The 20,904-nt window shown below is 69.0% G+C and carries 20 protein-coding genes; 9 read left to right on the top strand and 11 right to left on the bottom strand.

All coding sequences use genetic code 11. The annotated features are described in order from the left end of the window. Positions 1 to 126: 126 nt before the first annotated feature. Both shiA and ACNQQL_RS02815 read left to right on the top strand, forming a co-directional pair. Positions 127 to 1,434: a shikimate transporter gene (shiA, locus tag ACNQQL_RS02820; RefSeq protein WP_347063120.1), complete on the top strand. Its 1,308-nt coding sequence runs from the start codon at positions 127 to 129 to the stop codon at positions 1,432 to 1,434. 201 nt (positions 1,435 to 1,635) lie between these two features. Continuing rightward, the gene (locus ACNQQL_RS02815) at positions 1,636 to 2,937 is read left to right on the top strand and encodes a UDP-N-acetylglucosamine 1-carboxyvinyltransferase (protein WP_034179537.1); all 1,302 of its coding nucleotides are present in this window, start codon (positions 1,636 to 1,638) and stop codon (positions 2,935 to 2,937) included. A 128-nt stretch (positions 2,938 to 3,065) separates the two neighbouring features. Here the strand turns inward: ACNQQL_RS02815 and ACNQQL_RS02810 are convergent, their stop codons facing one another. Beyond that, a complete protein-coding gene (locus ACNQQL_RS02810; RefSeq protein WP_347063119.1) occupies positions 3,066 to 3,677 on the bottom strand; it encodes a hypothetical protein in 612 nt (203 codons plus the stop codon). Between the two features lie 26 nt (positions 3,678 to 3,703). Next, positions 3,704 to 3,892, bottom strand: coding sequence for a hypothetical protein (locus ACNQQL_RS02805; RefSeq protein WP_143155685.1), 189 nt, complete (start codon positions 3,890 to 3,892; stop codon positions 3,704 to 3,706). Positions 3,893 to 4,037: 145 nt separating this feature from the next. On the opposite strand from ACNQQL_RS02805, the gene ACNQQL_RS02800 reads away from it, so the two are divergent. Continuing rightward, positions 4,038 to 4,808 carry an IclR family transcriptional regulator domain-containing protein gene (locus tag ACNQQL_RS02800; protein ID WP_072436791.1) on the top strand — a complete coding sequence of 257 codons (771 nt, stop codon included), beginning with the start codon at positions 4,038 to 4,040 and terminating at the stop codon, positions 4,806 to 4,808. 103 nt (positions 4,809 to 4,911) lie between these two features. On the opposite strand, the gene ACNQQL_RS02795 is transcribed toward ACNQQL_RS02800, so the two are convergent. From ACNQQL_RS02795 to ACNQQL_RS02775, 5 genes are all read right to left on the bottom strand, one after another. Then, complete coding sequence (locus ACNQQL_RS02795; RefSeq protein WP_347063118.1) at positions 4,912 to 7,212, bottom strand: ATP-dependent DNA helicase; 2,301 nt, start codon at positions 7,210 to 7,212, stop codon at positions 4,912 to 4,914. Next, positions 7,209 to 8,903, bottom strand: a complete 1,695-nt coding sequence (locus ACNQQL_RS02790) for a VRR-NUC domain-containing protein (protein ID WP_347063117.1) — start codon at positions 8,901 to 8,903, stop codon at positions 7,209 to 7,211. Before ACNQQL_RS02790 ends, ACNQQL_RS02795 begins: the two co-directional genes overlap by 4 nt. Before the next feature lie 90 nt (positions 8,904 to 8,993). After that, positions 8,994 to 9,872, bottom strand: coding sequence for a MipA/OmpV family protein (locus tag ACNQQL_RS02785; protein ID WP_072436788.1), 879 nt, complete (start codon positions 9,870 to 9,872; stop codon positions 8,994 to 8,996). A gap of 212 nt (positions 9,873 to 10,084) precedes the next feature. Then, a complete protein-coding gene (locus ACNQQL_RS02780) occupies positions 10,085 to 10,396 on the bottom strand; it encodes a hypothetical protein (RefSeq protein ID WP_072436787.1) in 312 nt (103 codons plus the stop codon). A gap of 303 nt (positions 10,397 to 10,699) precedes the next feature. Then, positions 10,700 to 10,999 carry a hypothetical protein gene (locus ACNQQL_RS02775; RefSeq protein ID WP_347063116.1) on the bottom strand — a complete coding sequence of 100 codons (300 nt, stop codon included), beginning with the start codon at positions 10,997 to 10,999 and terminating at the stop codon, positions 10,700 to 10,702. A 144-nt stretch (positions 11,000 to 11,143) separates the two neighbouring features. Between ACNQQL_RS02775 and ACNQQL_RS02770 the strand changes: the two genes are divergently transcribed. The 3 genes from ACNQQL_RS02770 (at position 11,144) to ACNQQL_RS02760 (ending at position 12,787) form a co-directional block, all read left to right on the top strand. Further along, positions 11,144 to 11,392, top strand: coding sequence for a hypothetical protein (locus ACNQQL_RS02770; protein ID WP_072436784.1), 249 nt, complete (start codon positions 11,144 to 11,146; stop codon positions 11,390 to 11,392). A gap of 338 nt (positions 11,393 to 11,730) precedes the next feature. After that, on the top strand, positions 11,731 to 12,162 hold the full coding sequence (locus ACNQQL_RS02765) for a CBS domain-containing protein (protein ID WP_347063115.1): 432 nt from the start codon (positions 11,731 to 11,733) through the stop codon (positions 12,160 to 12,162). 112 nt (positions 12,163 to 12,274) lie between these two features. Further along, positions 12,275 to 12,787 carry a PRC-barrel domain-containing protein gene (locus ACNQQL_RS02760; RefSeq protein WP_347063114.1) on the top strand — a complete coding sequence of 171 codons (513 nt, stop codon included), beginning with the start codon at positions 12,275 to 12,277 and terminating at the stop codon, positions 12,785 to 12,787. A 22-nt stretch (positions 12,788 to 12,809) separates the two neighbouring features. Here ACNQQL_RS02760 and ACNQQL_RS02755 read toward each other — a convergent pair whose 3' ends face one another. Then, complete coding sequence (locus tag ACNQQL_RS02755; protein WP_347063113.1) at positions 12,810 to 13,430, bottom strand: DUF4142 domain-containing protein; 621 nt, start codon at positions 13,428 to 13,430, stop codon at positions 12,810 to 12,812. 122 nt (positions 13,431 to 13,552) lie between these two features. Then, on the bottom strand, positions 13,553 to 15,544 hold the full coding sequence (locus tag ACNQQL_RS02750) for an ATP-binding protein (RefSeq protein WP_347063112.1): 1,992 nt from the start codon (positions 15,542 to 15,544) through the stop codon (positions 13,553 to 13,555). 388 nt (positions 15,545 to 15,932) lie between these two features. Here ACNQQL_RS02750 and ACNQQL_RS02745 point away from each other — a divergent pair, with 388 nt between their 5' ends. Then, on the top strand, positions 15,933 to 16,970 hold the full coding sequence (locus ACNQQL_RS02745; RefSeq protein WP_347063111.1) for a sigma-54 dependent transcriptional regulator: 1,038 nt from the start codon (positions 15,933 to 15,935) through the stop codon (positions 16,968 to 16,970). Positions 16,971 to 17,000: 30 nt separating this feature from the next. Here the strand turns inward: ACNQQL_RS02745 and ACNQQL_RS02740 are convergent, their stop codons facing one another. Beyond that, positions 17,001 to 18,800 (bottom strand): methyl-accepting chemotaxis protein, encoded by a 1,800-nt coding sequence (locus tag ACNQQL_RS02740; RefSeq protein WP_347063110.1) that lies wholly within the window; start codon positions 18,798 to 18,800, stop codon positions 17,001 to 17,003. A 342-nt stretch (positions 18,801 to 19,142) separates the two neighbouring features. Further along, a complete protein-coding gene (locus ACNQQL_RS02735; protein WP_072436780.1) occupies positions 19,143 to 19,397 on the bottom strand; it encodes a DUF3562 domain-containing protein in 255 nt (84 codons plus the stop codon). Here ACNQQL_RS02735 and ACNQQL_RS02730 point away from each other — a divergent pair. After that, on the top strand, positions 19,390 to 19,878 hold the full coding sequence (locus tag ACNQQL_RS02730; RefSeq protein ID WP_347063109.1) for a hypothetical protein: 489 nt from the start codon (positions 19,390 to 19,392) through the stop codon (positions 19,876 to 19,878). The two genes, ACNQQL_RS02735 and ACNQQL_RS02730, sit on opposite strands and share 8 nt — an antisense overlap. 83 nt (positions 19,879 to 19,961) lie before the next feature. After that, entirely contained in the window at positions 19,962 to 20,402 is a 441-nt protein-coding gene (locus tag ACNQQL_RS02725) for a hypothetical protein (protein WP_204422894.1), read from the top strand. The last annotated feature ends 502 nt before the right edge of the window (positions 20,403 to 20,904 follow it).

The raw sequence follows: 20,904 nt of genomic DNA, 5'->3' as shown, positions 1-20,904 counted from the left end.
TTGCCCGATTGGCCGATTGCCGCCGTGCGGCGCGCACCCTATTCTCCGTTCACTCATCGACTTCAATGCAGCATCGGACGCGGCGCCGCCACGATTCCACGATGCGCCGTACCAGGAGACACCGCCATGCCCCCAACCTTCGACACCCTCGACGTCGCCGCCGGCACCCGCGCGCGCAGCCAGGCCCGCAAGGCCGCGCTCGGCAGCTTCGTCGGCGCCGTCGTCGACTGGTACGACTTCCTGCTGTACGGGATCGTCGCCGCGCTGGTATTCAATTCCGAGTTCTTCCCGAAAGTCAGCCCGACGATGGGCACGCTCGCGGCGTTCGCGACGTTCGGCGTCGGCTTCCTGTTCCGGCCGCTCGGCGGCGTCGTGTTCGGCCACTACGGCGACCGGCTCGGCCGCAAGCGGATGCTGGTGCTGACGGTGATGCTGATGGGGCTGTCGACGGTCGCGATCGGCCTGCTGCCGACCTTCGCGACCATCGGCTGGTGGGCGCCGGTGCTGCTGGTGCTGATGCGTGCGATCCAGGGTTTCGCGGTCGGCGGCGAATGGGGCGGCGCGGCGCTGATGGCCGTCGAGAGCGCGCCGAAGCAAAAGAAGGCGTTCTACAGCAGCGGCGTGCAGGTCGGCTACGGCGTCGGGCTCGTGCTGGCCACGGGCATCGTGTCGATCCTGAGCCACACGCTCGGCGAAGCCGCGTTCAAGTCGTGGGGCTGGCGCCTGCCGTTCGTGTTCAGCATCGTGCTCGTGCTGGTCGGGCTGTGGGTGCGCAAGAGCATGGACGAATCGCAGGAGTTCGTCGAGAAGGTCGAGCACGGCAACCGCAAGCTGCGCCTGCCGGTGCTGGAAGCGCTGACGCGCCATCCGAAGGCGTTCCTGCTGATCGTCGCGCTGCGTCTCGCCGAACTGTTCACGATGTATATCGTCACCGCGTTCGCGCTCAGCTATTCGACGACGAACCTCGGCATGTCGCGCGACCTGTTCCTGAACGTCGGCCTGCTGGTCGGTGCGGTGAGCTGCGTGACGATCCCGTGCTTCGCGTGGCTGGCCGACCGCTACGGCCTGCGCCGCATCTACCTGATCGGCGCGCTGATCGGTCTCGCGTCCGCGGTGCCGTTCTTCATCGCGCTGGAGGCGCGGTCGATTGCGTGGATCGTGATCTTCTCGATCCTGCTCGCGAACGCCGCGCACGACATGGTCGTGAGCGTCCAGCAGCCGCTGTTCACCGAGCTGTTCGGCGCCGAATACCGCTATAGCGGCGCGGGCGTCGGCTACCAGTTCGCGAGCGTCGTCGGCGGCGGGTTCACGCCGTTCATCGCGGTCGGCTTGGTCAGTCTCGCCGGCGGCTCGTGGCACCTCGTCGCCGGCTATCTCGCGGCGGGCTGCCTGATCTCGCTGGTGGTTGCCGCGCGGATGCGCGCGGCGCAGTGACGAAGTGAGCACGTGGCCGGCCCGATCCGCGGCCGGCCATTTCTCCGCGTCGGCCGCCGGCCGAGCGGCGGTCCCCCGCCCAACGTCAAACACCGTCAATCACGCGCGGCGATTCCCCTTTTCCCCGCTGAACATTCCACGCCGCCCGCCGACCAATGGCATCATATGGGCCTACGTCAGTCACCGATACGCCCCCATATCATGTCGAATCTCATCGTCCACGGCGGCACTCCGCTGCGCGGGGACATCAAGCCGTCCGCGAACAAGAACGCCGTCCTGCCGATCCTGTGCGCCACCCTGTTGACCGATCAGCCGCTGCGCCTCGTCGGCGTGCCGGACATCACCGACGTGCGCAAGATCCTCGACATCTTCCGCACGCTCGGCAGCGACGTGTCGGTCGACTTCACGACCGGCCTGCTCGAACTCCACCATCGCAACACGAAGTTCGATCCGGCCGTCCACCGGCTGCCCGAGGCGATGCGCTCGTCGATCATGCTGATTCCGCCGCTGCTCGCGCGCTTCGGCGTCGCGCGCCTCGAGAACGACGTGAAAGGCTGCACGCTCGGCGTGCGCGAGATCGATCCGCACGTCGAGGTGTTCGAGCGCTTCGGCGCGCACATCGAGCGCACGCCCGATTCGCTGATCGTTCGCACCGACGGCCCGCTGACGGCCAACGATCACTGGTTCGACTACGCGTCGGTGACGACCACCGAGAACTTCGCGCTGTGCGCGACGGCGGCGAACGGCACGTCGACGCTGATGAACGCGGCGTCCGAGCCGCACGTGCAGGAGTTCTGCCAGTTCCTCGCGATGATCGGCGTCACGATCGAAGGCATCGGCACGTCGCGGCTCTGCGTGACGGGCGGCGGCAAGCTCGGCGGCGGCGAATTCCGCTTCGCCGAGGATTTCCACGAGATCGCGACGTTCCTCGCGCTCGGCGCGATCACGGGCGGCGACATCACCGTGCGCAACTCGTCGCCCGAGCATTTCCCGCTGATCGACCGCACGTTCGCGAAGTTCGGCGTCAACGTCACGCACCGCGACGGCTGGTCGCGCGCGGAACGCGATGGCCCGCTGCGCGTGCGCCGGCCGTTCACGCAGAACATCCTGACCAAGGTCGAAGCCGCGCCGTGGCCGTACCTGCCGGTCGACCTGCTGCCGATCTTCATCGCGCTCGGCGTGCGCGCGGAAGGCAGCGCGATGTTCTGGAACAAGGTCTACGACGGTGCGCTCGGCTGGTCCGGCGAACTGTCGAAGTTCGGCGCGCACGTGCTGCTGTCGGATCCGCACCGGCTGATCACGTTCGGCGGGCTGCAACTGACGCCGGCGCGCGTCGAGAGCCCGTACATCATCCGCGTCGCGATCGCGCTGCTGATGGTGGCCGCGAGCATCGAAGGCCGCTCGGAAATCATGAACGCGCTGCCGATCCGCCGCGCACATCCGCATTTCGTCGAGAACCTGCGCTCGGTCGGCGCGAACGTCGAGTGGACGAGCAGCGAATAATGCCGCTCCGGCGGGTGCGGCTCGCGTGAAGTCGGCGCCGCATCCGTCCTCCCTCCTTCCCCGGCCGGCGTCGGCAAACTGCCCGGCAAGCGGCGCGCGTTGAAGGATCGCCGCTTCGCTTCCAGGCGTTACTCTCCCTCCCCGCACTCGACGTCGCCCGCTCCCATATGGTCGAAGCCGTAAAGCATCACGGCTGTCGTCCCGTGCGCGGGATCGCTCGGCCGCCTGCCAAGGCCGTCGTCGGCCGGGCTCGACGGATACTGGATGCTCGTGTCCATCAGGTTGGCCGGCTGCTTGCGCAGTTCCGCCTCGGTCAGCTTGCGCCCTTCCGCGCGCGGCAACCCGAACGCCTTGCGCACGTCCGCTTCGTTCCAGGTTCCCTTCAGCGTCACGGTGACCATCTGCAGGTCGCCATGCTCCCAGTCCAGATCGACTTTCGTCGCGAGCGGATGCACGCGGGCCGCGAGCCGGTCGGGGAATGCGGGGCCTTCGTAATATGCGGTCGTGTTCCTGCACGCGTCGCCGGTATTCCGGTACTTCTTCAGCGTGCAATTGAAGCGCTTGTCGCGATAGTCGAAAGTCTTTTCGAGGGTGCAGCCGAATGCCGGCGACGGCATGCGTGGCCATGCGCGGATGTCGACGGTTGGCTTCGGGAGTGCCGCGCCCGTCGAAGGGTTCGCCGCGGCAAGCAGCGGCATGGCCGCGACGAGCACGGCGAGAGCGGATTCGCGAATTTTCATTTTTTGTTCCAGTCGGACCGGCGATTCTATCCAGACTGCGGATGACCGGGGCCAGTCGGCGCGATCAACCGTGTTCCGATAGTCTCCTTGACGGCCAGCGCCCACGCATCCGGCGTGGCCGGCGCCGCCTGCGCATGCGCGGGCAATGCCGCCAGCGCCAGCGCCACGGCGCAGTATGCGAGATGGCGCGTGATTCGGTTGTTGTCGACGCTCATTTCCCCACGCTCGTGCCGAGAATCCTGCGCCGAATCATACAAGCCCGAACCATGCGACCGGCTGCGTGCCCGCAGCCTGTTCGATCTGCGCGATAATCGCCCACTCCCGCGCGATCACCGCGCATGACGGCACCGCTTCCCGACGATGAAAAAGCCCGAACTCGACCGACGCGACTGGATTGCCGGCCTCGAAAAAGGCCTGATGATCCTGGAAGCATTCGACAGCCAGCACGCGCGCATGACGCCCACGCAGGCCGCCGCGCGGACCGGCCTCACGCGCACGGCCGCGCGGCGCTACCTGCTGACGCTCGAATCGCTCGGCTACGTCTACACCGACGGCAAGCTTTACGGCCTGACGCCGCGTGTGCTGCGGGTCGGCTGGTCGTACTTCGACTCGGCGCGGCTGCCGCGCACGGTCCAGCCGTATCTGCAGCAACTGAGCGCGTCGTTGAACGAATCGGCTTACGTGAGCGTGCTCGACGGTTGGGAACTCGTGTTCATCGCACGCAACGGCGTGTCGCGCGTGATGACGACCGGCTTCGTGCTCGGCGCGCGCGTGCCGGCGCCGCTGACGTCGCCGGGCGTCGTGCTGCTCGCCCATCATCCGGATCGCGAGGCTGTGCGAGCGTGGCTCGACGATACCGAACTGCCGCCGTTCACGCCGCACACGATCACCAACAAGGCGCGCCTGCTCGAACAGGTCGACCACGCGCGCGACGCCGGTTTTGCGGCGATCGAACAGCAATTGCAGGTCGGCGTGCGCGGGATCGCGGTGCCGCTGAAGAATCGTCACGGCGAAGTCGTCGCCGCGCTGAGCACGAACATGCCGATCGGCACGGAGACGACCGATGCTGCCGTGCGGCGCGTACTGCCGCACCTGCAGGAAGCCGCGCTGGCGATGCTGAACGTGCTGTAGCGTCTCGTCCGCGCTGAACGGGCTTGCTGCACCGCTACATTGCTGCGCGACGGATCACACCCCGGCACCGAATCCGGCAGTCCTCCCGCCGGGTTGTTTCCCTTCACCCGATCCGCCACCACCGCGGCAGCAGATCGCGCACTTCCCGCCGCCGGTAACGATCGTCGATCAGATGCACGACGCCTTCGTCGTGCTCGGTGCGGATCACGCGCCCGGCCGCCTGCACGACCTTCTGCAAGCCCGGATACAGGTACATGTAGTCGTAGCCGTTGCCGAAGCGCGCGTCCATCGCGCGCCGCATCTGCTCGTTGACATCGTTGACCTGCGGCAACCCGAGCGTCGCGATGAATGCGCCGATCAGCCGTTCGCCGACCAGGTCCACGCCTTCCGAGAACGCGCCGCCCAGCACCGCGAAGCCGACGCCGCGCCCGCCCGCGTCGAAGCGCGCGAGAAACGCATCGCGCTCGCTTTCGGCCATGCCGGGCGCCTGCGCCCATACCGGCACGTCCGGATGGCGCGTCTGCATCAGCGCGACCACGCGCCCCAGGTAGTCGAAGCTGCTCAGGAAACCAAGGTAGTTGCCTGGCCGCGTCGCGTATTGCGCGGCGATCAGGTCGGCGATCGGTTCGAGCGAACGGTCGCGGTCGCGCCAGCGTGTCGACACGTGGCTCGCGACGCGCACCGTCAGTTGCTCGGCGCGGAACGGCCCGTCGACGTCGAGCCAGCCCGTATCGCCGGGAAGCCCGAGCGTGTCGCGGTAGAAATGGAACGGGCTCAGCGTGCCCGAGAACAGCACGGTCGCGCGCGCGGCTTCGTAGCGCGGCGCGAGAAATCCGGCCGGGATCACGTTGCGCACGCACAGCGTCGACTGGACGCGGCGCCGCCGGCTGGCCGACGCGACGCCGTCGAGCGCCGGCTGGCGCGGCATCGGCTCGCCGTGCAGCGTCGCGTCGAAGATCGACGCGCTGTCGAAGGCTTCGGCGAGCACGCCGAACTGGATCGCCTCGAAATGAAAGCGCAGCAGCGCGTCGCCGTTCGCGCGCGGCGCGTCGGTCAGGTGTTCGCCGATCGCCGCGACGAGGTTCTGCACGGCCGATACGATAGGGCCCGGAATGTCCGGATAGGCCGCATAGCGTTCGGCCTGCGCGCGATTGACCGCGCCCCACGCGCGGCCGAGCCGGTCGAACGCCTTGCGCAGCGCCGCGGGCGCGGCTTCGCGCGCGGCCGCGAACGCGAACGGATCGAGCGACGCGCTGTACATCTTGCGCGCGCGGTCGAGCAGGTTGTGCGCTTCGTCGACGAGCACGCCGACGCGCCACTGGTTCTGCTGCGCGAGCGTGTGCAGCATCGCGCTGCCGTCGTAGTAGTAGTTGTAGTCGCCGATCATCATGTCCGACCAGCGTGCGAGCTCCTGCGCGAGGTAGTACGGGCAGACGTCGTGCGCGAGCGCGGCCGCGCGCACGGTATCGCGATCGAGCAGCCCGGCGCCGATCGCCGCGTCGCGCGCGGCCGGCAGCCGGTCGTAGAAACCTTGCGCGAGCGGGCACGATTCGCCGTGGCACGCTTTGTCCGGATGCTCGCACGCCTTGTCGCGGGCAACCAGCTCCAGCACGCGCAGCGGCAGCGCAGGCGTGCCGGCGCCGAGCGTCGTCGCCGCTTCGAGCGCGAGCGCGCGTCCGGGCGTTTTTGCGGTGAGGAAGAACACATGGTCGAGCTCGCCCTCGCCGCACGCCTTCAGCAGCGGGAACACGGTGCCGAGCGTCTTGCCGATGCCGGTCGGCGCCTGCGCCATCAGGCAGCGCTCGTCGCGCGCAGCGCGATAGACGGCGACCGCCAGCTCGCGCTGGCCGCTGCGGAACTGCCCATGCGGAAACGCGAGCGCGCGCAGCGCCGCATCGCGCGCCGCGCGATGGGCCGTCTCGCGCTCGGCCCAGCCGACGAAGCATGCGCACTGCTCGGCAAAGAACGCTGCGAGCGTGTGCGCGTCCAGCGTTTCAGTCAGCACGGTCTCGCGCTCGGACACGATGTCGAAATACACGAGCGCGACGTCGATTTCCGCGAGGCCGCGCGCGTCGCACATCAGGTGCGCATAGACCTTCGCCTGCGCCCAGTGCAGTGCGCGGTGGTTCGCCGGCATCGCGTCGAGGCTGCCGCGATAGGTCTTGATTTCCTCGATGCGGTTCGCCACGGGATCGTAGCCGTCCGCGCGGCCGCGCACGGTGAGCGTGCCCCACGTGCCCGTCAGCGCGATCTCGGTTTCGTAGCGCGCACCGCGGTTCGACGTGACCGCGCCGTGGCCGGCGATGCCTTCGAGCGCGGTCGGCGCAGGCGTGAAGCGCAGGTCGAGATCGCCGCGCCGCGCGGTGAACTCGCACATTGCCCGCACCGCGACGACGTAGCTCACGCGGACAGCCTCGCCGCGTCGGCTTGCGCGCCGCCCGCGCCGGCCCACTCGACATCGACGACGCGCACCGGCATGCCGTGCGCGACGCAGTACGCGAGCCAGCGCGTCTGGTTGTCCTGCAGCCGGTCTCCCGGGCCCTTCACCTCGATCAGTTCATAGCGGCGCTCGCCGGGCCAGAAGCGGACGAGATCGGGCAGCCCCGAGCGGTTGCCGCGGATATCCGCGAGCAGGCGTGCGAACCACAGCCGCAGGTGCTCGGGCGGCAGGCACGCGAGCGCCTCGTCGAGCAGTTCGTCCGTCAGCACGCCCCAGAACACGAACGGCGACTGCAGCCCCGCCTTCGTCGAGTAATGCCGGCGGATCGTGTCGCGATACGCGCCCGAATCGAGCTGCGCGAAACAGGCGGCGAACGCGTCCGCGCGGCGTGCGGCGAAATCGGGCGCGTGCAGGTCGGCCGGGCCGCGCTGGAACGGGTGGAAGAACGCGCCGGGCACCGCCGCGAACACGGGCTCCCAGCACAGCAGCCCGAACAGCGAATTGATCAGCGTGTTTTCGACGTAATGGACCGTCGACGCCGGCTGCGCGAGATGGTCGCGCACCGCGAATTCGACGCTGACGAACGCGTCGGGGCGCGCCAGCACGAGCGTCTCGCGCGGCACGTCCGGCGCGGCGGCCGCGCGTTCGACGCGCTGGCCGACGCGGCGCTGCAGGCGCGGCAGCATGCGCTCGACGCGCTGGCGCTCCTCGTCGCTCTCGAAACCGCCGCGCGCATCGAGCGCCAGTGCGAGCGCGTCGTCGTCGCGCCCGCAGCGCTCGAGCACGCGGATGCGCCGATGGCGGCTGCCGGGCCATGCGCTGCGCGTGTAAGCATCGAGCGCGGCGGCCCAGTCGGCGCGGCGCTCGCAGGTCTGCCCGAGCGCGAACAGCAGCTTCGCGCGACGCGTCGCGAGCCACGGCTGCGCACAGCCCACCGCGTCGATCGCGCGCAGCAGGTCGTCGAACGGCAGATCGTCGGGCCACGCGTCGAGCGCGTCGCGGCACATCTGCAGCGCGAGATACGCGTCGACGTCGTCGCGCTGCTGGAACGCACGCGACGATGGCGCGATCGGCACGCTTTCGTACTGGAACACGCCGAGATCGGCGAGCACGAATTCGCTCCAGTCCTGATGCAGATTGCCGAAGAACATCAGGCGCAGCCGGTCGCACAGCGCGCCGACCGTCACGCGCAGCACGCGGTCGCCGGCCTGCGCACACCACGCGTCGAGCGGCTGCGCGGCATCGTGCGCGGGCCGCAGCCGTTCGAGCCATTCGGGCTTGCGCTCGCCCGCATGCGCGGCCAGCGACGGGAAGATGCGCAGCAGGTCGGCCTTGGTCGACAGCGCGAACAGCTCGTCGAGCGTCAGCGCGGGCGCCGGATCGACCCAGCCGAGCGCGACGAGCGGCGCGGCCGCATCGAGCGTGCAGCCGATTTCGTCGTACGCGAGCTTGCTTGCGCGGAAGTCGGACCCGCTGCGCATCAGCATCCGTACCAGCAGCGCGCGCGACGCCTGCGGCAGCGACGCAAAATCGCGAACGAACGCCTGCTCCCGATGGTCGAGCAGATCGTCGTAACGCTCGCCGAGCCAGGCCAGCGCGCGTTCGAAATTGGTCAGGTAGTAAAACGCCGGGGGCGTCGGCGAAGCAGGCGTCACGGGAATCGATCACTGTACGTTTGTACAGGTCGGAATCATATCAAATGTGACGGGAATTGCCGCACGCCGCCGCCCGGCCAGACACCTGGATCAGAACTGGTAATTCACCGACATGTCGAACACGCCGTTGGTCGACTGCTGCGTGATCGGGCTGCGCGCCGCGCGGCCGACGAGCTGCTCGATCGCGCCGTCCATCGTCACGAACCAGTGCTTGTTCACGAACCAGACCATCGTCACGCCCAGGCCAGCCGACTTGATCCCCGCGCCCGACGAATAAGCCGGCAGCCCCGAGCGAGCGGCGGCACCCTGGCTCACGCCGAACCAGCTGTTCATGTAGCGCGAGTCGGCGAACGAGACGGTCGGCCCCGCGAACCAGAAGAAGTTTTCGTTACTGCCGGGCATCGGCATGTACGCGGAGAAATCGCCGGTCCAGCCGTTCGAGCCGCCGATGCTGCGGCGGACATCCGCGCGCAGCACGAGCGGGAATTCCTTCGAGATCACGTAATCGGCCGCCAGCTTCATCACGGGCGCCGCGTTGATGTTGTCGAGGCCGTTCAGGTGGCCGAGATCGTCGGCCGAGCGGCGCCCGAGGTCATAACCGACCGACAGGCTCACGCGCCAGTTCGGCCCGCGCAGCACGTTCGCGCCCAGCCCTTCGCCCGTCGACAGGAAGAACAGGTCGCGATAGCGAATGTCGAGATTCGGGCCGCCCATCACGCGATAGCGGTCGGAGCCCGCATAGCGCGGCTGCAGCGTCATCGCGGCGCCGACGCTGACCTGCCAGGTGGAGACGGTCGGATCGAACAGTTTCTCGAGCGGCACGCCTGCCGAGTATTGCCACTCGCCGAGCGGCGAAGGTGTCTGGGCCGACGCGTCGCGGGCGCCGGCCGCGGCAAGCGCCGCGCATGCCGACAAGCCGGATACGAACCGGCGTGCGCCGGGTGACAGTAACGGGCGGGCAACGGTCATCAAGGCGGTCTCCGTCGGTTGCGCGAAACGAACCTGAGGAAAAGCGCATCGCAGCCTCTTCCGCTGCAGCGGCTGGCAGGGCGGCCTGCGGCGCGAACGTAGCGTGCGCTGAATTAACGGACATCCTACGCGACGCGCGCGCAGACGCAAAGCGCCCGCTGCGCGCGGGCACTTTGCCGCTTTCCGGAATGGATGGGTGAAGCGTTGCCGGATCAGAAACGCTCGACGTGATAGTCGCCGGCCAGCGCGGCCGGGCTGCGCGTCGACATCATCCGCGAGAAGCCGTCCGCGAGCCGCCCGAGCGCGAGCTGTTTCTGGCTGGTATCCCAGTGCGTATAGGTGTCGTATGCGGCATCGTCGAACGATACGGTGACGGCGACCGGGCGGCCGCTGGCGCGAAAGCCGATATGCAGCACGCCGCCCGGCAACTCCTCGATGTGATAACGCAACGAGCGCGATTCGAAATAGCGGCCCAGCACCTGAGCGATCGCGCGCTTGTCTGGCGATTGCACGTGAATGTCCATGATGGTCCTCCTTTCAGTGGTCGTGCGGCCGGTTGCGGCGCACCGCGCCCGCCCGGCATCCGTATCGGCGGCGGGTGCGACGGCGGATCGCCGTGCGGCAACCCCTCGGGCACGGGCGGATCGACGGGATCGTCGTGCCCGGGCTGCGTCGGATCGGGGTCGACGTCAGGTGTCGGTTCGGGGCGGTGCAACGTGAATGGCGTCTTCATGTCACTCCTGCGCGACGGCGCACATCTCGATGGCGCTGCGGCCGTGCGCAAGCGGCGTGCCCGTTGCCCGATCCGGCCTGACGCTGCCGTGTGGTCAGTCGTCGTAGGCCGCCATCACCAGCCACATCGTGCGCCCTTCCGCGATCAGCCGCACCGCGAGCGCGAACGGATCGGGCGGCGAGCATTGCGCGACGAGCGCCCGCTGCGCGCGTTCGGGACCGTCGTAGACGACGTCGTTCAGCTCGCGCACCTCGTCCTTGCCGTCGAACATGTGCCGTTCGGGCCGATAGACCAGCGATTCGCGCTTCCACGCGTCGAACCGTTCGCGTACGTGGCCGAAATCGCCGCCGCATACGTTTGCGTCGTAACGTATCCTTTCCTTGGTTGCATTCATCACGATGTCCTCTCGTCCACGCCGGCGGCGCGCGGGTCATGCCCGTCGCACCGGCCGGCGTCCCCCCGGCGTGCAAGCGTCGTGCCGCCAATGCCGCGCAGGCACGGCGCTTGCGCCCGCATCAACGAACAAGGAGGTTCGACCATGAACGTTCACGCCCCCGGCCGCCGCGACGCCGTGTCACCGGCTGCCGGCCTGCTCAGGCTCGCCACGTCCCGCCCGCCGCCCGAAGACAAGACGGAGGAGCGCATCGACGAAGGGCTCGAGGAGACGTTCCCGGCCAGCGATCCGCCCGCCGTCGGCGGTGCGACGCGTATCGACCCCGCCAAGCCGTCCGGCAAGCACGAACGTCGTGCGCCGCACGTCCCTTCCCCGCCCCGCGATCACGGCTGACGGCGGCACCCGGCTCGCGATGCGCTGCGGCGCATCGGCGGGCCGGCGAAATCCGGAGCGATCTGATGAAGATCCTTGAACGCCGATGGCATGAAATCAGCGGCGCCGCCGGCGTCGCGACGCTGGCGGCGATCGAAAGCGCCGTGGTGCTCGCGATCGTCGCGATGACCGGCATCGGCCACTGACATCGCTTGCCGCCCGTTCGCGACTGCCGCCGTGGAAGATGTACAAGCGGGCTGGCAAATTTCTCCGTCGTCCGGCCGACAAGGGCCGGCGTGCGCGGAGCGCGTGCGGCACGGTATCTGCTCCCGAATCGATTCGCTCACGAAGGAGGCTTCATGTATCGCGTCAACGAGATCATGTCGCGCGACGTGGTGTGCGTCGCGCCGACCGATACGATTCGCCATGCGGCCGAACTGATGCAGCGCTTCGATATCGGCGTGCTGCCCGTTTGCGACGGCACCGAACTCGTCGCGATCGTGACCGATCGCGACCTCGCGGTGCGGGCGCTGTCGCGCGGCCATTCGTCCGATACGCCCGTGCTTGCGGTCGCATCCGCACCCGTGCAGTGGTGCGTCGAGGACGACGGCGTCGGTGATGTCCAGCAGCGGATGGCCGACGTGCAGTTGCATCGGCTGCCCGTGCTCGACCGCAGCCTGCGGCTCGTCGGCATCGTGTCGCTCGGCGACATCGCAACGCGCGCGGGCGGCCCTGAGCGCGACGAGCTCGCCAATACGCTCGAGGACGTGTCGCTGCCGCGTCGGCGCTGACACGCGCGTCCCTCGTTCCGCACGACGGCCCGCTGCCCGGGTGCGACGCGCACACGCACACGCACGCGTTTCGCGCGTGCGCCGGGTTGCCGTTTCGACCAGGAGGTTCTCGATGACAACGGACAAACCGTCGCGCGACGCCGCGCGCATTGTCGGCGCCGGCCGCCGCCCGCCCGCGGGCGGGCCAGGGCCCGACGTGATGGCCGCCCGCACGCTCGAAGGCGATCGCGTGCTGACGGTGGACGGCGACGACATCGGCAAGGTCACCGACATCATGCTCGACGTGCGTTCCGGCCGGATCGCATATGCGGTCGTCGCGTCGCGCGGCGGGAGCGGGAGCGGGAGCGGCGACAAGCTGCTCGCGGTGCCGTGGAACGCGCTGATACTCGACGTCGAGCGCAAATGCTTCGTGCTGCCCGTTGCCGCCGAGCAGGTGCGCGAAGCACCCGGCTTCGACAGGAACCGCTGGCCGGCCATGGCCGATCCGGCCTGGGCCGAGGCGCTGCATGCGTACTATGGCAGTGCGCCGTACTGGCTGATCGAGGAAGGCGAAACGGCGCTCGACTCGCCGCCTTACGAGGCGTCGCCGGGCGGCCCCGAGGACGACGGCCGGCGCAGGCGTTGAAATCGGCCGGCTGCAACGCCATTCAGTGCGCGGCCGCCACCGTCTGCGCGAGCCGCCGCGCGGCGGCCAGATGCGCGTTCAGCGTCGGCAGCGCGCGGGCCGCGAATGCGCGAAGCTGCGGATCGCGGCCGTTGCGCGCCTCGGCTTCGTAGAGCCGGATCGCCGCCTCGTGCGCGCGCGGGCCCGCCAGCGCGACATAGGCCGTGTCGAACGCGCGGCCATCCTTCGTTCGCAATGCCGTCACTGCCGGATCGACAAGCATCCGCGTCTGGACCGGTACGCCCTTTTGCGCGCCAAGCTGCCGCAATTCGGCGGCGATGCGCGTGAGATCGTCGATCATCCGGCGCGCGAATGCCTTTACGTCCGGGTTCGACGAGCGGTCGAGCGCGAGCTGGCTGGCCTGTCGTTCGACCTTGCAGAGCATCGCGGCCTTGTCGACGAATTCGGCATCGATGCCGGTCGGCCGCTGCGTCATGGCGGCCTCGTCGGCGGTCGGGCCGGGGCTGACGACGCCCGGCGCGACCTGCACCGACGAAGCAGGCGGCGCCTGCGCGTGCGAGAGCGCGAACGCCAGTGCGCCGGCGGCGGCCAGCGCGCCTGCCGCCGGCCGGCGTTCGTCCCGGTTCATCCGGTTCGTTTTCATCCGGGGACCTCCGTATGCGAGACGGAGCGGGCCGGCCGCGCGTTTTCCGTCACTCGGGACGCTCGGCCGACGTAAGGAAATCGGTCCTGCGCCGTTGCTCCATGCGCCCGCTGTATCCGCTGCTACCGGTCGCGCACTTTCCCGTCGCGTGAATCGTCCGGCGCGACGTCGACGATCACGCTCGCCAGCGTCGGCATGTCGACCGGCTTGCACAGATATGCGTCGAAGCCGGCGGCCAGCACGCGGTGACGGTCGGCCTTGTCGGCGTGCGCGGTGACCGCGACGACCGGCAGGTGTCCGCCGCCGCTCGGCAAATGCCGAATGCGGTCGAGCAGCCAGAAGCCGTCGCCGTCGGGCATCGCGAGATCCGACAACACGACGCTCGGCGGATGCCGTTCCACCACGTCGAGCGCATCGTGCCCCGACTGCGCGGTCGATACCTGCGCGCCCATCGTTTCGAGTGCCGCGGCGAGGCTGGCGCGCGACGTCGCGTCGTCGTCGACGACGAGCACGCGCCGGCCGTCGAGCGCGGCCGCGGCCGGCCGGCCCGTCGTGCGCACCGGTTGTGCGACCGGATCGTCTGCGTCCCAGCCGGCCGGCAGCGTGACCGTCACGGTCGTCCCGCGTCCGGCGCCCGCACTCGTTGCGACGACGTCGCCGCCGTGCAGTTGCGCGATGTTGCGCACGATCGACAGGCCGAGCCCGAGGCCGCGTTTCGGCGAAGCGAACGCGCCTTCGGGCCGGTTGAACGTCTCGAACAGGTGCGGCAGGTATTCCGCCGCAATGCCTTGCCCCGTATCGGCGACCGACAGCCGCACGTGCTCGCCCGCTCGCGTCAGCGACACGGTGATGCGCCCGCCCGGCGGCGTGAACTTGATCGCGTTGGACAGCAAGTTCGACAGGATCTGGCGCACGCGCTCGCCGTCCGCCGAAATCACGCAGGTCGGCATCGAGTACTCCGTCGACAGCACGAGCCCGTTCGCCCGTACCGTCGCGTCGAGTTCGCGCGTGGCGTCGCCCACGACGCGCACGAGATCGACCGGCACGTGTTCGAGGCGCAGCCGGCCCGTCGCGAGCGACGATGCGTCGAGCAGGTCGCCGACCATGTGAGACAGCGATCGCGCGCTGCGATCGATCGCGTCGATCGCCTGTTGCGCGAAACCCTGCCCGTTGACGTTGCGCAGCACCTCGACCCAGCCGTAGATCACGTTCACCGGCGTGCGCAGCTCGTGCGACACCGTGGCCAGCAGTTCGTCCTTCAGCCGGTTCGACGAGTCGGCCTGCGCACGCGCGTCGCGCGCGCCGCGCAGCGAACGCAGATCGCGCCGCTCGTCGCGGCGGCGTTCGCGCGCTTCGCTCAGCGTCATCGACAGGCCCATGCAGTTGCCCTGCGCATCGATGATCGGCGACGCGGCAAAGGTCGCACGAAAGCGGCCGCCGTCGCCGCGCACGCACAGCACGTCGAGCGGCCCGACAGGCGCATGCAGGTTCGCGAACGATGCGGGCACCGGATGCCGCCGCAACCAGCGCGGCGCGATCATCGAAACGATGTCGCGCCCGGTCGCCTGCGCCGCGTCGATCCCGAAGATCCGCCACGCGGCCGGATTCCAGCTGGTGATTCGCCGCGCGGCGTCGACCCCGACGATCGCATCGGGCGACGCGTCGACCACACGGCGCAGCTGGCTGTCGTCAGGCGCCCGAGCGGCGGGCGCGGGCTCGCGGCGCGGCGAGCGGGCATTGCCGTGGCCGTCGTCGTCGATTTCGCGCAGACGCGGACGATCGTTCGTGAGCAATGGCTTCACGGCCGTCACGAGCACGCACTCGACGAAGCCGATCGCGACGAACGTGCCGGCCTGCGCGAGCAATGTGGCCAGCGGCGCATCGCGCCACCACAGCATGCCGATCACGGCCACGCTCGTAACGGTCGCGGCCAGGCCGCCGCCGAACGACGTCAGCCACGCAGCAGCCGCAACGGCCGCATAGAAAGGCAGCGGCGCAATTGGCGCGTGCTCGCCGACGACGCGAATCGCCCACGCCTGCAGCGCGGACGCCAGCCCGATGGCCAGCACGACCCATGCACCCTGCCGTAACAGCTCACGGTTCAGGGTCCTCATTGCATCCTTGCATCGCGCCGGCTCCCGTCGCGCGGCATCGTGCCGCTTGTCGGCCATCCGGCATTGTCGTCGAGCGTGCCGAGCGAGCATGGTGGTATCAGCAAGCAACATGCCCGATGCGGACCTGGGGCGGTGTCCGGACCGAGAATGGTCGGACCGGCGTCATGGCGGCAGTCTGTTCGGCCGCAGCCGGTCCTGCACCGGTCGAAGTCGCGGTCCGCCCGGGAGGAATGCAATCGCAACCGGCTTTTTCATCGGGTTTCTGTAAAAAGGCGCCGGTGGATCGTTCCACGGGTTTGCGGAAAGACCGATGGGCGATTCCTTCCGCTCACGCCGCACACATTGGAAATTCCTATTCAGCGGCACCTTCGCGGCCGTTTCGCTGTCGATGATAAATATTGCAATGAACGGAACACGTGATGCCGATTTTCAAAACGGCCCGCTAACGCCGATGGTCGAACCCGCAAACCGGTCGAAGCAGCGCGCAGACGGCCGCCGGCTATCCGGACGGTCCTCCGCGATGCGCACGCTGCTCGGCCGCATCGAGAAAATCGCTCCGACCCGCGCCAGCGTGATGATTGCCGGCGAAAGCGGGGTCGGCAAGGATATCGTCGCGCGCCGGCTGCACGATCTCAGCGCGCAGCGGGACGGCCCGTTCGTTCCCGTGAACTGCGGCGCGATTCCGCCCGATATTGCCGAGTCGCAACTGTTCGGGCACGAGAAAGGCAGTTTTACCGGCGCGATCGCGCAGCGGGAAGGTTTTTTCGAAGCCGCGCGCGGCGGCACGCTGCTGCTCGACGAGATCGCGGAAATGCCCGCGGCGCTGCAGGTGAAGCTGTTGCGGGCAATCGAGTCGAACGCGATCGTGCGGGTGGGCGGCACCGAGCCGATTCCGCTCGACGTGCGGATCGTGTCGGCCACCCGCCATAATCCGGCCGACGCCGTGCGCGACGGCCGGTTGCGCGAGGATCTGTTCTATCGCCTCGCCGCGTTCGCACTGTACGTGCCGCCGCTGCGCCAGCGCGACGGCGACATCGAGACGATCGCGCTGGAATTCGTCGATACGCTGAACGCGCGGCACCGCTCGCACAAGCGGCTGACCGACGCGGCGATCGCGGCGCTGCGCGCGTATTCGTGGCCCGGCAACGTGCGCGAGCTGCACAACACGCTCGAGCGCGCGTACATCCTGGCGGACGACGGCATCGACGTCGCGCTGCCGAAGCTGGCGATGCCGCCCGACCGCACGTCGGAGAGCGCAATGGCGCTGCCGCTCGGCGCGACGCTGCACCATGCGCAGCAGCGCTTCATCGCGGCGACGCTGCGTCATTTCGACGGCAACAAGCCGCGCGCGGCGAAAGCGCTCGGGATCAGCCTGAAGACGCTCTACAACCGGCTCGCGCTGATGCGCGACCGAGGCCGCTCCTGAGCGGCACGGCCGCGCATCCGGCGTGCCGCGTCATGCGACCTTGAACTGCCCGACCGTCGTCGCCAGCGCGTTCGCCTGCGACTGCAGCGCGGTTGCGGCCGCCGTCGACTGTTCGACGAGCGCCGCGTTCTGCTGCACCATTTCGTCGAGCTGCGTGACCGCGCGATTCACTTCCTGGATGCCGCGCGTCTGCTCGTTCGCCGCGTGCGTGATCTCGGAAATGATCGTCGTCACGTTCGACACGTTGGACACGATCTCGCGCATCGTGTCGCCGGCCTGACGCACCTGCCCGGACCCGGCCGACACGCTCGCGACCGTCGATTCGACCAGCACCTTCACTTCGCGCGCGGCCTGTGCGCTGCGTTGCGCGAGGCTGCGCACTTCCTGCGCGACGACCGCGAAGCCGCGGCCCTGCTCGCCCGCGCGCGCCGCTTCGACGGCCGCGTTCAGCGCGAGGATGTTGGTCTGGAATGCGATCCCGTCGATCACGCCGATGATGTCGCCGATCCGGCCCGACGCTTCCTCGATCTTCCCCATCGTCGCGACGACGTCCGACACGACCACGCCACCGTGCGACGCGATCCGCGACGCGGCTGCCGCGCGTTCGTCGGCCTGGCCGGCGGCTGCCGCCGACTGGCCGACGGTGGCCGTGATTTCTTCCATCGAAGCGGCCGTTTCCTCGAGGCTCGCCGCCGCCGATTCGGTGCGCGACGACAGGTCCTGGTTGCCCGCCGCGATTTCGTTCGCAGCCGTGCGCACCGATTCGCTCGCGTCGCGGATCTGGCGCATCACGTCGTTCAGCTTGTCGATGAAGCTGTTGAACGAGCGCGCGATGTCGGCGACTTCGTCGCGGCCGTCGGCCGGCAGGCGCTGCGTCAGGTCGCCCGCGCCCGAGCCGATCGCGGCCATCGCCTGACGCACCAGCGACAGGCGGCGGAACGCGGTCGCGGTGATCGCGCCGATGATCAGCGACGCGACGCCGACGATCACGATCAGCGTGATCAGCGACGCGGTCAGCAGCGAGCGCATCCCGGCCGTCGCCTCGGTCTTGTCGAGCAGCACCAGCGCGTACCAGTCGGTGCCCGGCACGGGCCGCGCGCGCACCAGCTTCGCGTCGCCGCCGACACTGACCTCGACGGGCGCGGTCGCGGCCGCGATCGACGCGGCGCTCGTCGCGCCGAGCTCGGGCGACACGTCGGCGACCGGCTTCAGCGTGAGCTTCGGGTTCGGGTGCGCGACGACATGGCCGCTGCTGTCGATCAACATCCCGAAGCTCGCGGGCGTCGGGTGGATCGACTTCACGTTCGCGATCACGCTGTCCATTGCGACGTCCGCGGCGACCACGCCCTTCAGCGCGCCGTCGCGGAGGATCGGCACCGCGAACGTGACGACCAGGTTGCCGGTGCCGGCGTCGACGTAAGGCGGCGTGACGACCGGCTTGCCGGCCTGCGCGGCCTGCTTGTACCACGGGCGGCCGGTCGGATCGTAGTCGGGCGGGATGCCGGTCGGGTCGGAGAAGCGGAACGCCTTGTCGGCATAACCCGCGTAGACGTTCGTGAAGCCGCCGGCCGCGGCCATCTGCTTGAACACAGGCAGCGGATCGGACGCCAGCGCGGCATCCTGCAGCGACGCGATCATCCGGCTCCGGGTGGCGACCCAGTCGGCGATCCCGACCACGTGGCCGCTCGCGACGGAGGTCAGGTTGCGATCGATCGCGTCGTCGTTGTACGAGCGTGCGATGAAGTAGTTGATCAGCGTGGTGGCAACGAGCGCGAATACGACGATGGCGACGCACGCGGCAAGGATGCGGGCGCGGATGGAGGAGAACATGGCAACGACTCGGTAAGGGAGCGCGAACGCGCGGTGGACCAGTTCACCGGGTAAACGGCAATCGCGCCGCTTACTTGAGGCCGTTGCGACAATTCAGCGAAATGTATGACGAAACGCCGCCGGCTGTCGGCGGATCGTCAGGAGACTGCGGTGCCTGACCGGTGCCCGCGCGCAGGTCGCCGGGCGCGTCGACGGTGACGACGGCCTCATGCGCGGAAATCGCCGGGCGTTTCGGGTTGGCCGGCTCGCCGTCGACCGCATGCGTGAAGGTCGAGCGGGATTTGACCGCGGCCCGGCGACGGATCGGGTAACGCCCGCCGCGTCAGCCGCGGCGAGCGCCCGTCATAGACGGTGGCTCGGGCGCGGATCGGATTCAGCGGGCGACGTATCGGCCCGCGTGTCGCTGTCGAGATCGTCCTGCTGGCGCATCCGTTCGCGCAGGTGCCGGATCGCGAACACGTGGATGTAGTCGTGCACACGCGCGCCGGACGACAGCGCGCGCACTTCGTCGTCGAGCATCGCGCGCAACTGGTCTGCGCCGATCGCACGCTGTTGGGCGGCTTCCTTGAGTGAATCGAGCAAATTGTCCTTGGACATCGACGAACTCCTGACGGTCGAGGAACGAAAAGAAGACGGTACTGGAAGTTTAGAGACTGGACGGCTGCGCGGCGTGCGATGCGCCGGAGCATATTTGCGCGCGATCAACGGCACGTTGCGTGCCGCCGTGCCGATCCGTCTCCGGACCGGCCGCGCCCGGTTCGCGGCGCAAACCGCCCGCGAACGAAACTGGAAGCCCTGCCACGCCACCCCGGGCGCGGCACCGGTCGACGGGCTGACGATGGAACGCCGCGCGACGCCGATGCAGTTGGGAAACTTAGACCGGCCGAAATCATGCGTCAAGCGACGTCTGCGGCACCCCGCTCATTCGTCGGAACGAACGCGCGGATCACGGCAGATAGCACCGCACCCGCCGATCGGCCGCCACGCGTGTCAGCGGATTCCGATACGCACCGCGCAATGCCTGACAGCGACTTCAGCGCACGCTGCTTGGCAGCGCGTTGTCGCCGCCCGATACTGATGGCATGAACAAGGCGTTCATACCGGGTCATCGCCCAGCCGGCCATCGAGCCGGCATGCGGGGTCCGGCGCAGGAGACCAACCATGACACATCGCAACTTCGCAGGCCGGGACGGCCAGCGGCACGCGTCGGGCAATGCGCGCGCCCTGCCCGCCCGGGCCGGGTCGGCCGGCATCCGTCCGTCCGACGATCTCGACACCTTGCTCGCGCTCGCACGCGAAGCCGGGTTGCTCGTCACGCTCGACGGGCAGATCGGCCGCGAAAAATACCAGAGCGTCGCGGGGTCGGTACTCGCGCTGCAACGGTTCGCCGCGGCACTCTGCGCGCGGGCCGCGGACGACGCGCCGGCCGTTTCGGAGTCGCGCCGCAAGGCGCGCCCCGGCTGGCCGCATGCGAACCGGCTGCGCAATCGCACATGCGGCGTGTGCGCACCGCTGCATGTCGTGCGCCGACGCCCGCATCCGCATGTACGCCGCGGTGCCGGCCGCCGGCACACTCTGCGGTCCATTCTTCGCACCCTCTAGCAGGCACGGCACGGGGCCGTGCGATGGCCTGGCTTCTACAGGGCCTGCAGCGTGCCGCGCATGTACGGCGATGCCATGCATGCCGCGAGCATCCGCCGGCCCGCATCGACCGCGCGCCATGACGTGCCATGACGTGCCGTTCCACACGGCAGCATTCACGACAGTTCCTGCGGGGAAAAGAAATCTGACGGGGCCGGCAATGCGGAAAGCGGACGGGGTGACTCGCACCCCGCCCGTCCTCCAAGGCAGCGGTCCGCTGCCTACCCTCGTGCCAGAGAGTTCCGGGTCGGACGATGCGCCATGCAAGGCGAGGCGCGGCTCCTGAAAAGGATGGGTCGGCGACCAACGCGCCGTCGATCGATGCCCGCGTTCATGCGCGACTGTCATTACATTTGCACGACAGACCGGCCGCGTCGGCGGATGCTCCATAAATATCTCACGCGATGCGCACGACGTTTCTGATGCAGGTCAACCGAAACCCGCTTCGTGCGTGACAGCGCGC

Origin of the sequence: Burkholderia sp. LFS061 (assembly GCF_047978125.1) — a bacterium.
GTDB classification, from domain to species: domain Bacteria; phylum Pseudomonadota; class Gammaproteobacteria; order Burkholderiales; family Burkholderiaceae; genus Burkholderia; species Burkholderia pyrrocinia_C.
Note: the sequence above shows the minus strand (reverse complement) of the source record. Positions and strands in the feature narration are given on the sequence as shown.

Coding starts and splice junctions, on each gene's coding strand:
- ACNQQL_RS02765 (WP_347063115.1), top strand. CDS start 11,731: ATGTATCGCGTCAACGAGATCATGTCGCGCGACGTGGTGTGCGTCGCG.
- ACNQQL_RS02800 (WP_072436791.1), top strand. CDS start 4,038: ATGAAAAAGCCCGAACTCGACCGACGCGACTGGATTGCCGGCCTCGAA.
- ACNQQL_RS02750 (WP_347063112.1), bottom strand. CDS start 15,544: ATGAGGACCCTGAACCGTGAGCTGTTACGGCAGGGTGCATGGGTCGTG.
- ACNQQL_RS02775 (WP_347063116.1), bottom strand. CDS start 10,999: ATGAATGCAACCAAGGAAAGGATACGTTACGACGCAAACGTATGCGGC.
- ACNQQL_RS02725 (WP_204422894.1), top strand. CDS start 19,962: ATGACACATCGCAACTTCGCAGGCCGGGACGGCCAGCGGCACGCGTCG.
- ACNQQL_RS02760 (WP_347063114.1), top strand. CDS start 12,275: ATGACAACGGACAAACCGTCGCGCGACGCCGCGCGCATTGTCGGCGCC.
- ACNQQL_RS02805 (WP_143155685.1), bottom strand. CDS start 3,892: ATGAGCGTCGACAACAACCGAATCACGCGCCATCTCGCATACTGCGCC.
- ACNQQL_RS02740 (WP_347063110.1), bottom strand. CDS start 18,800: ATGTTCTCCTCCATCCGCGCCCGCATCCTTGCCGCGTGCGTCGCCATC.
- ACNQQL_RS02815 (WP_034179537.1), top strand. CDS start 1,636: ATGTCGAATCTCATCGTCCACGGCGGCACTCCGCTGCGCGGGGACATC.
- ACNQQL_RS02785 (WP_072436788.1), bottom strand. CDS start 9,872: ATGACCGTTGCCCGCCCGTTACTGTCACCCGGCGCACGCCGGTTCGTA.
- ACNQQL_RS02755 (WP_347063113.1), bottom strand. CDS start 13,430: ATGAAAACGAACCGGATGAACCGGGACGAACGCCGGCCGGCGGCAGGC.
- ACNQQL_RS02735 (WP_072436780.1), bottom strand. CDS start 19,397: ATGTCCAAGGACAATTTGCTCGATTCACTCAAGGAAGCCGCCCAACAG.
- ACNQQL_RS02780 (WP_072436787.1), bottom strand. CDS start 10,396: ATGGACATTCACGTGCAATCGCCAGACAAGCGCGCGATCGCTCAGGTG.
- shiA (WP_347063120.1), top strand. CDS start 127: ATGCCCCCAACCTTCGACACCCTCGACGTCGCCGCCGGCACCCGCGCG.
- ACNQQL_RS02745 (WP_347063111.1), top strand. CDS start 15,933: ATGATAAATATTGCAATGAACGGAACACGTGATGCCGATTTTCAAAAC.
- ACNQQL_RS02810 (WP_347063119.1), bottom strand. CDS start 3,677: ATGAAAATTCGCGAATCCGCTCTCGCCGTGCTCGTCGCGGCCATGCCG.
- ACNQQL_RS02770 (WP_072436784.1), top strand. CDS start 11,144: ATGAACGTTCACGCCCCCGGCCGCCGCGACGCCGTGTCACCGGCTGCC.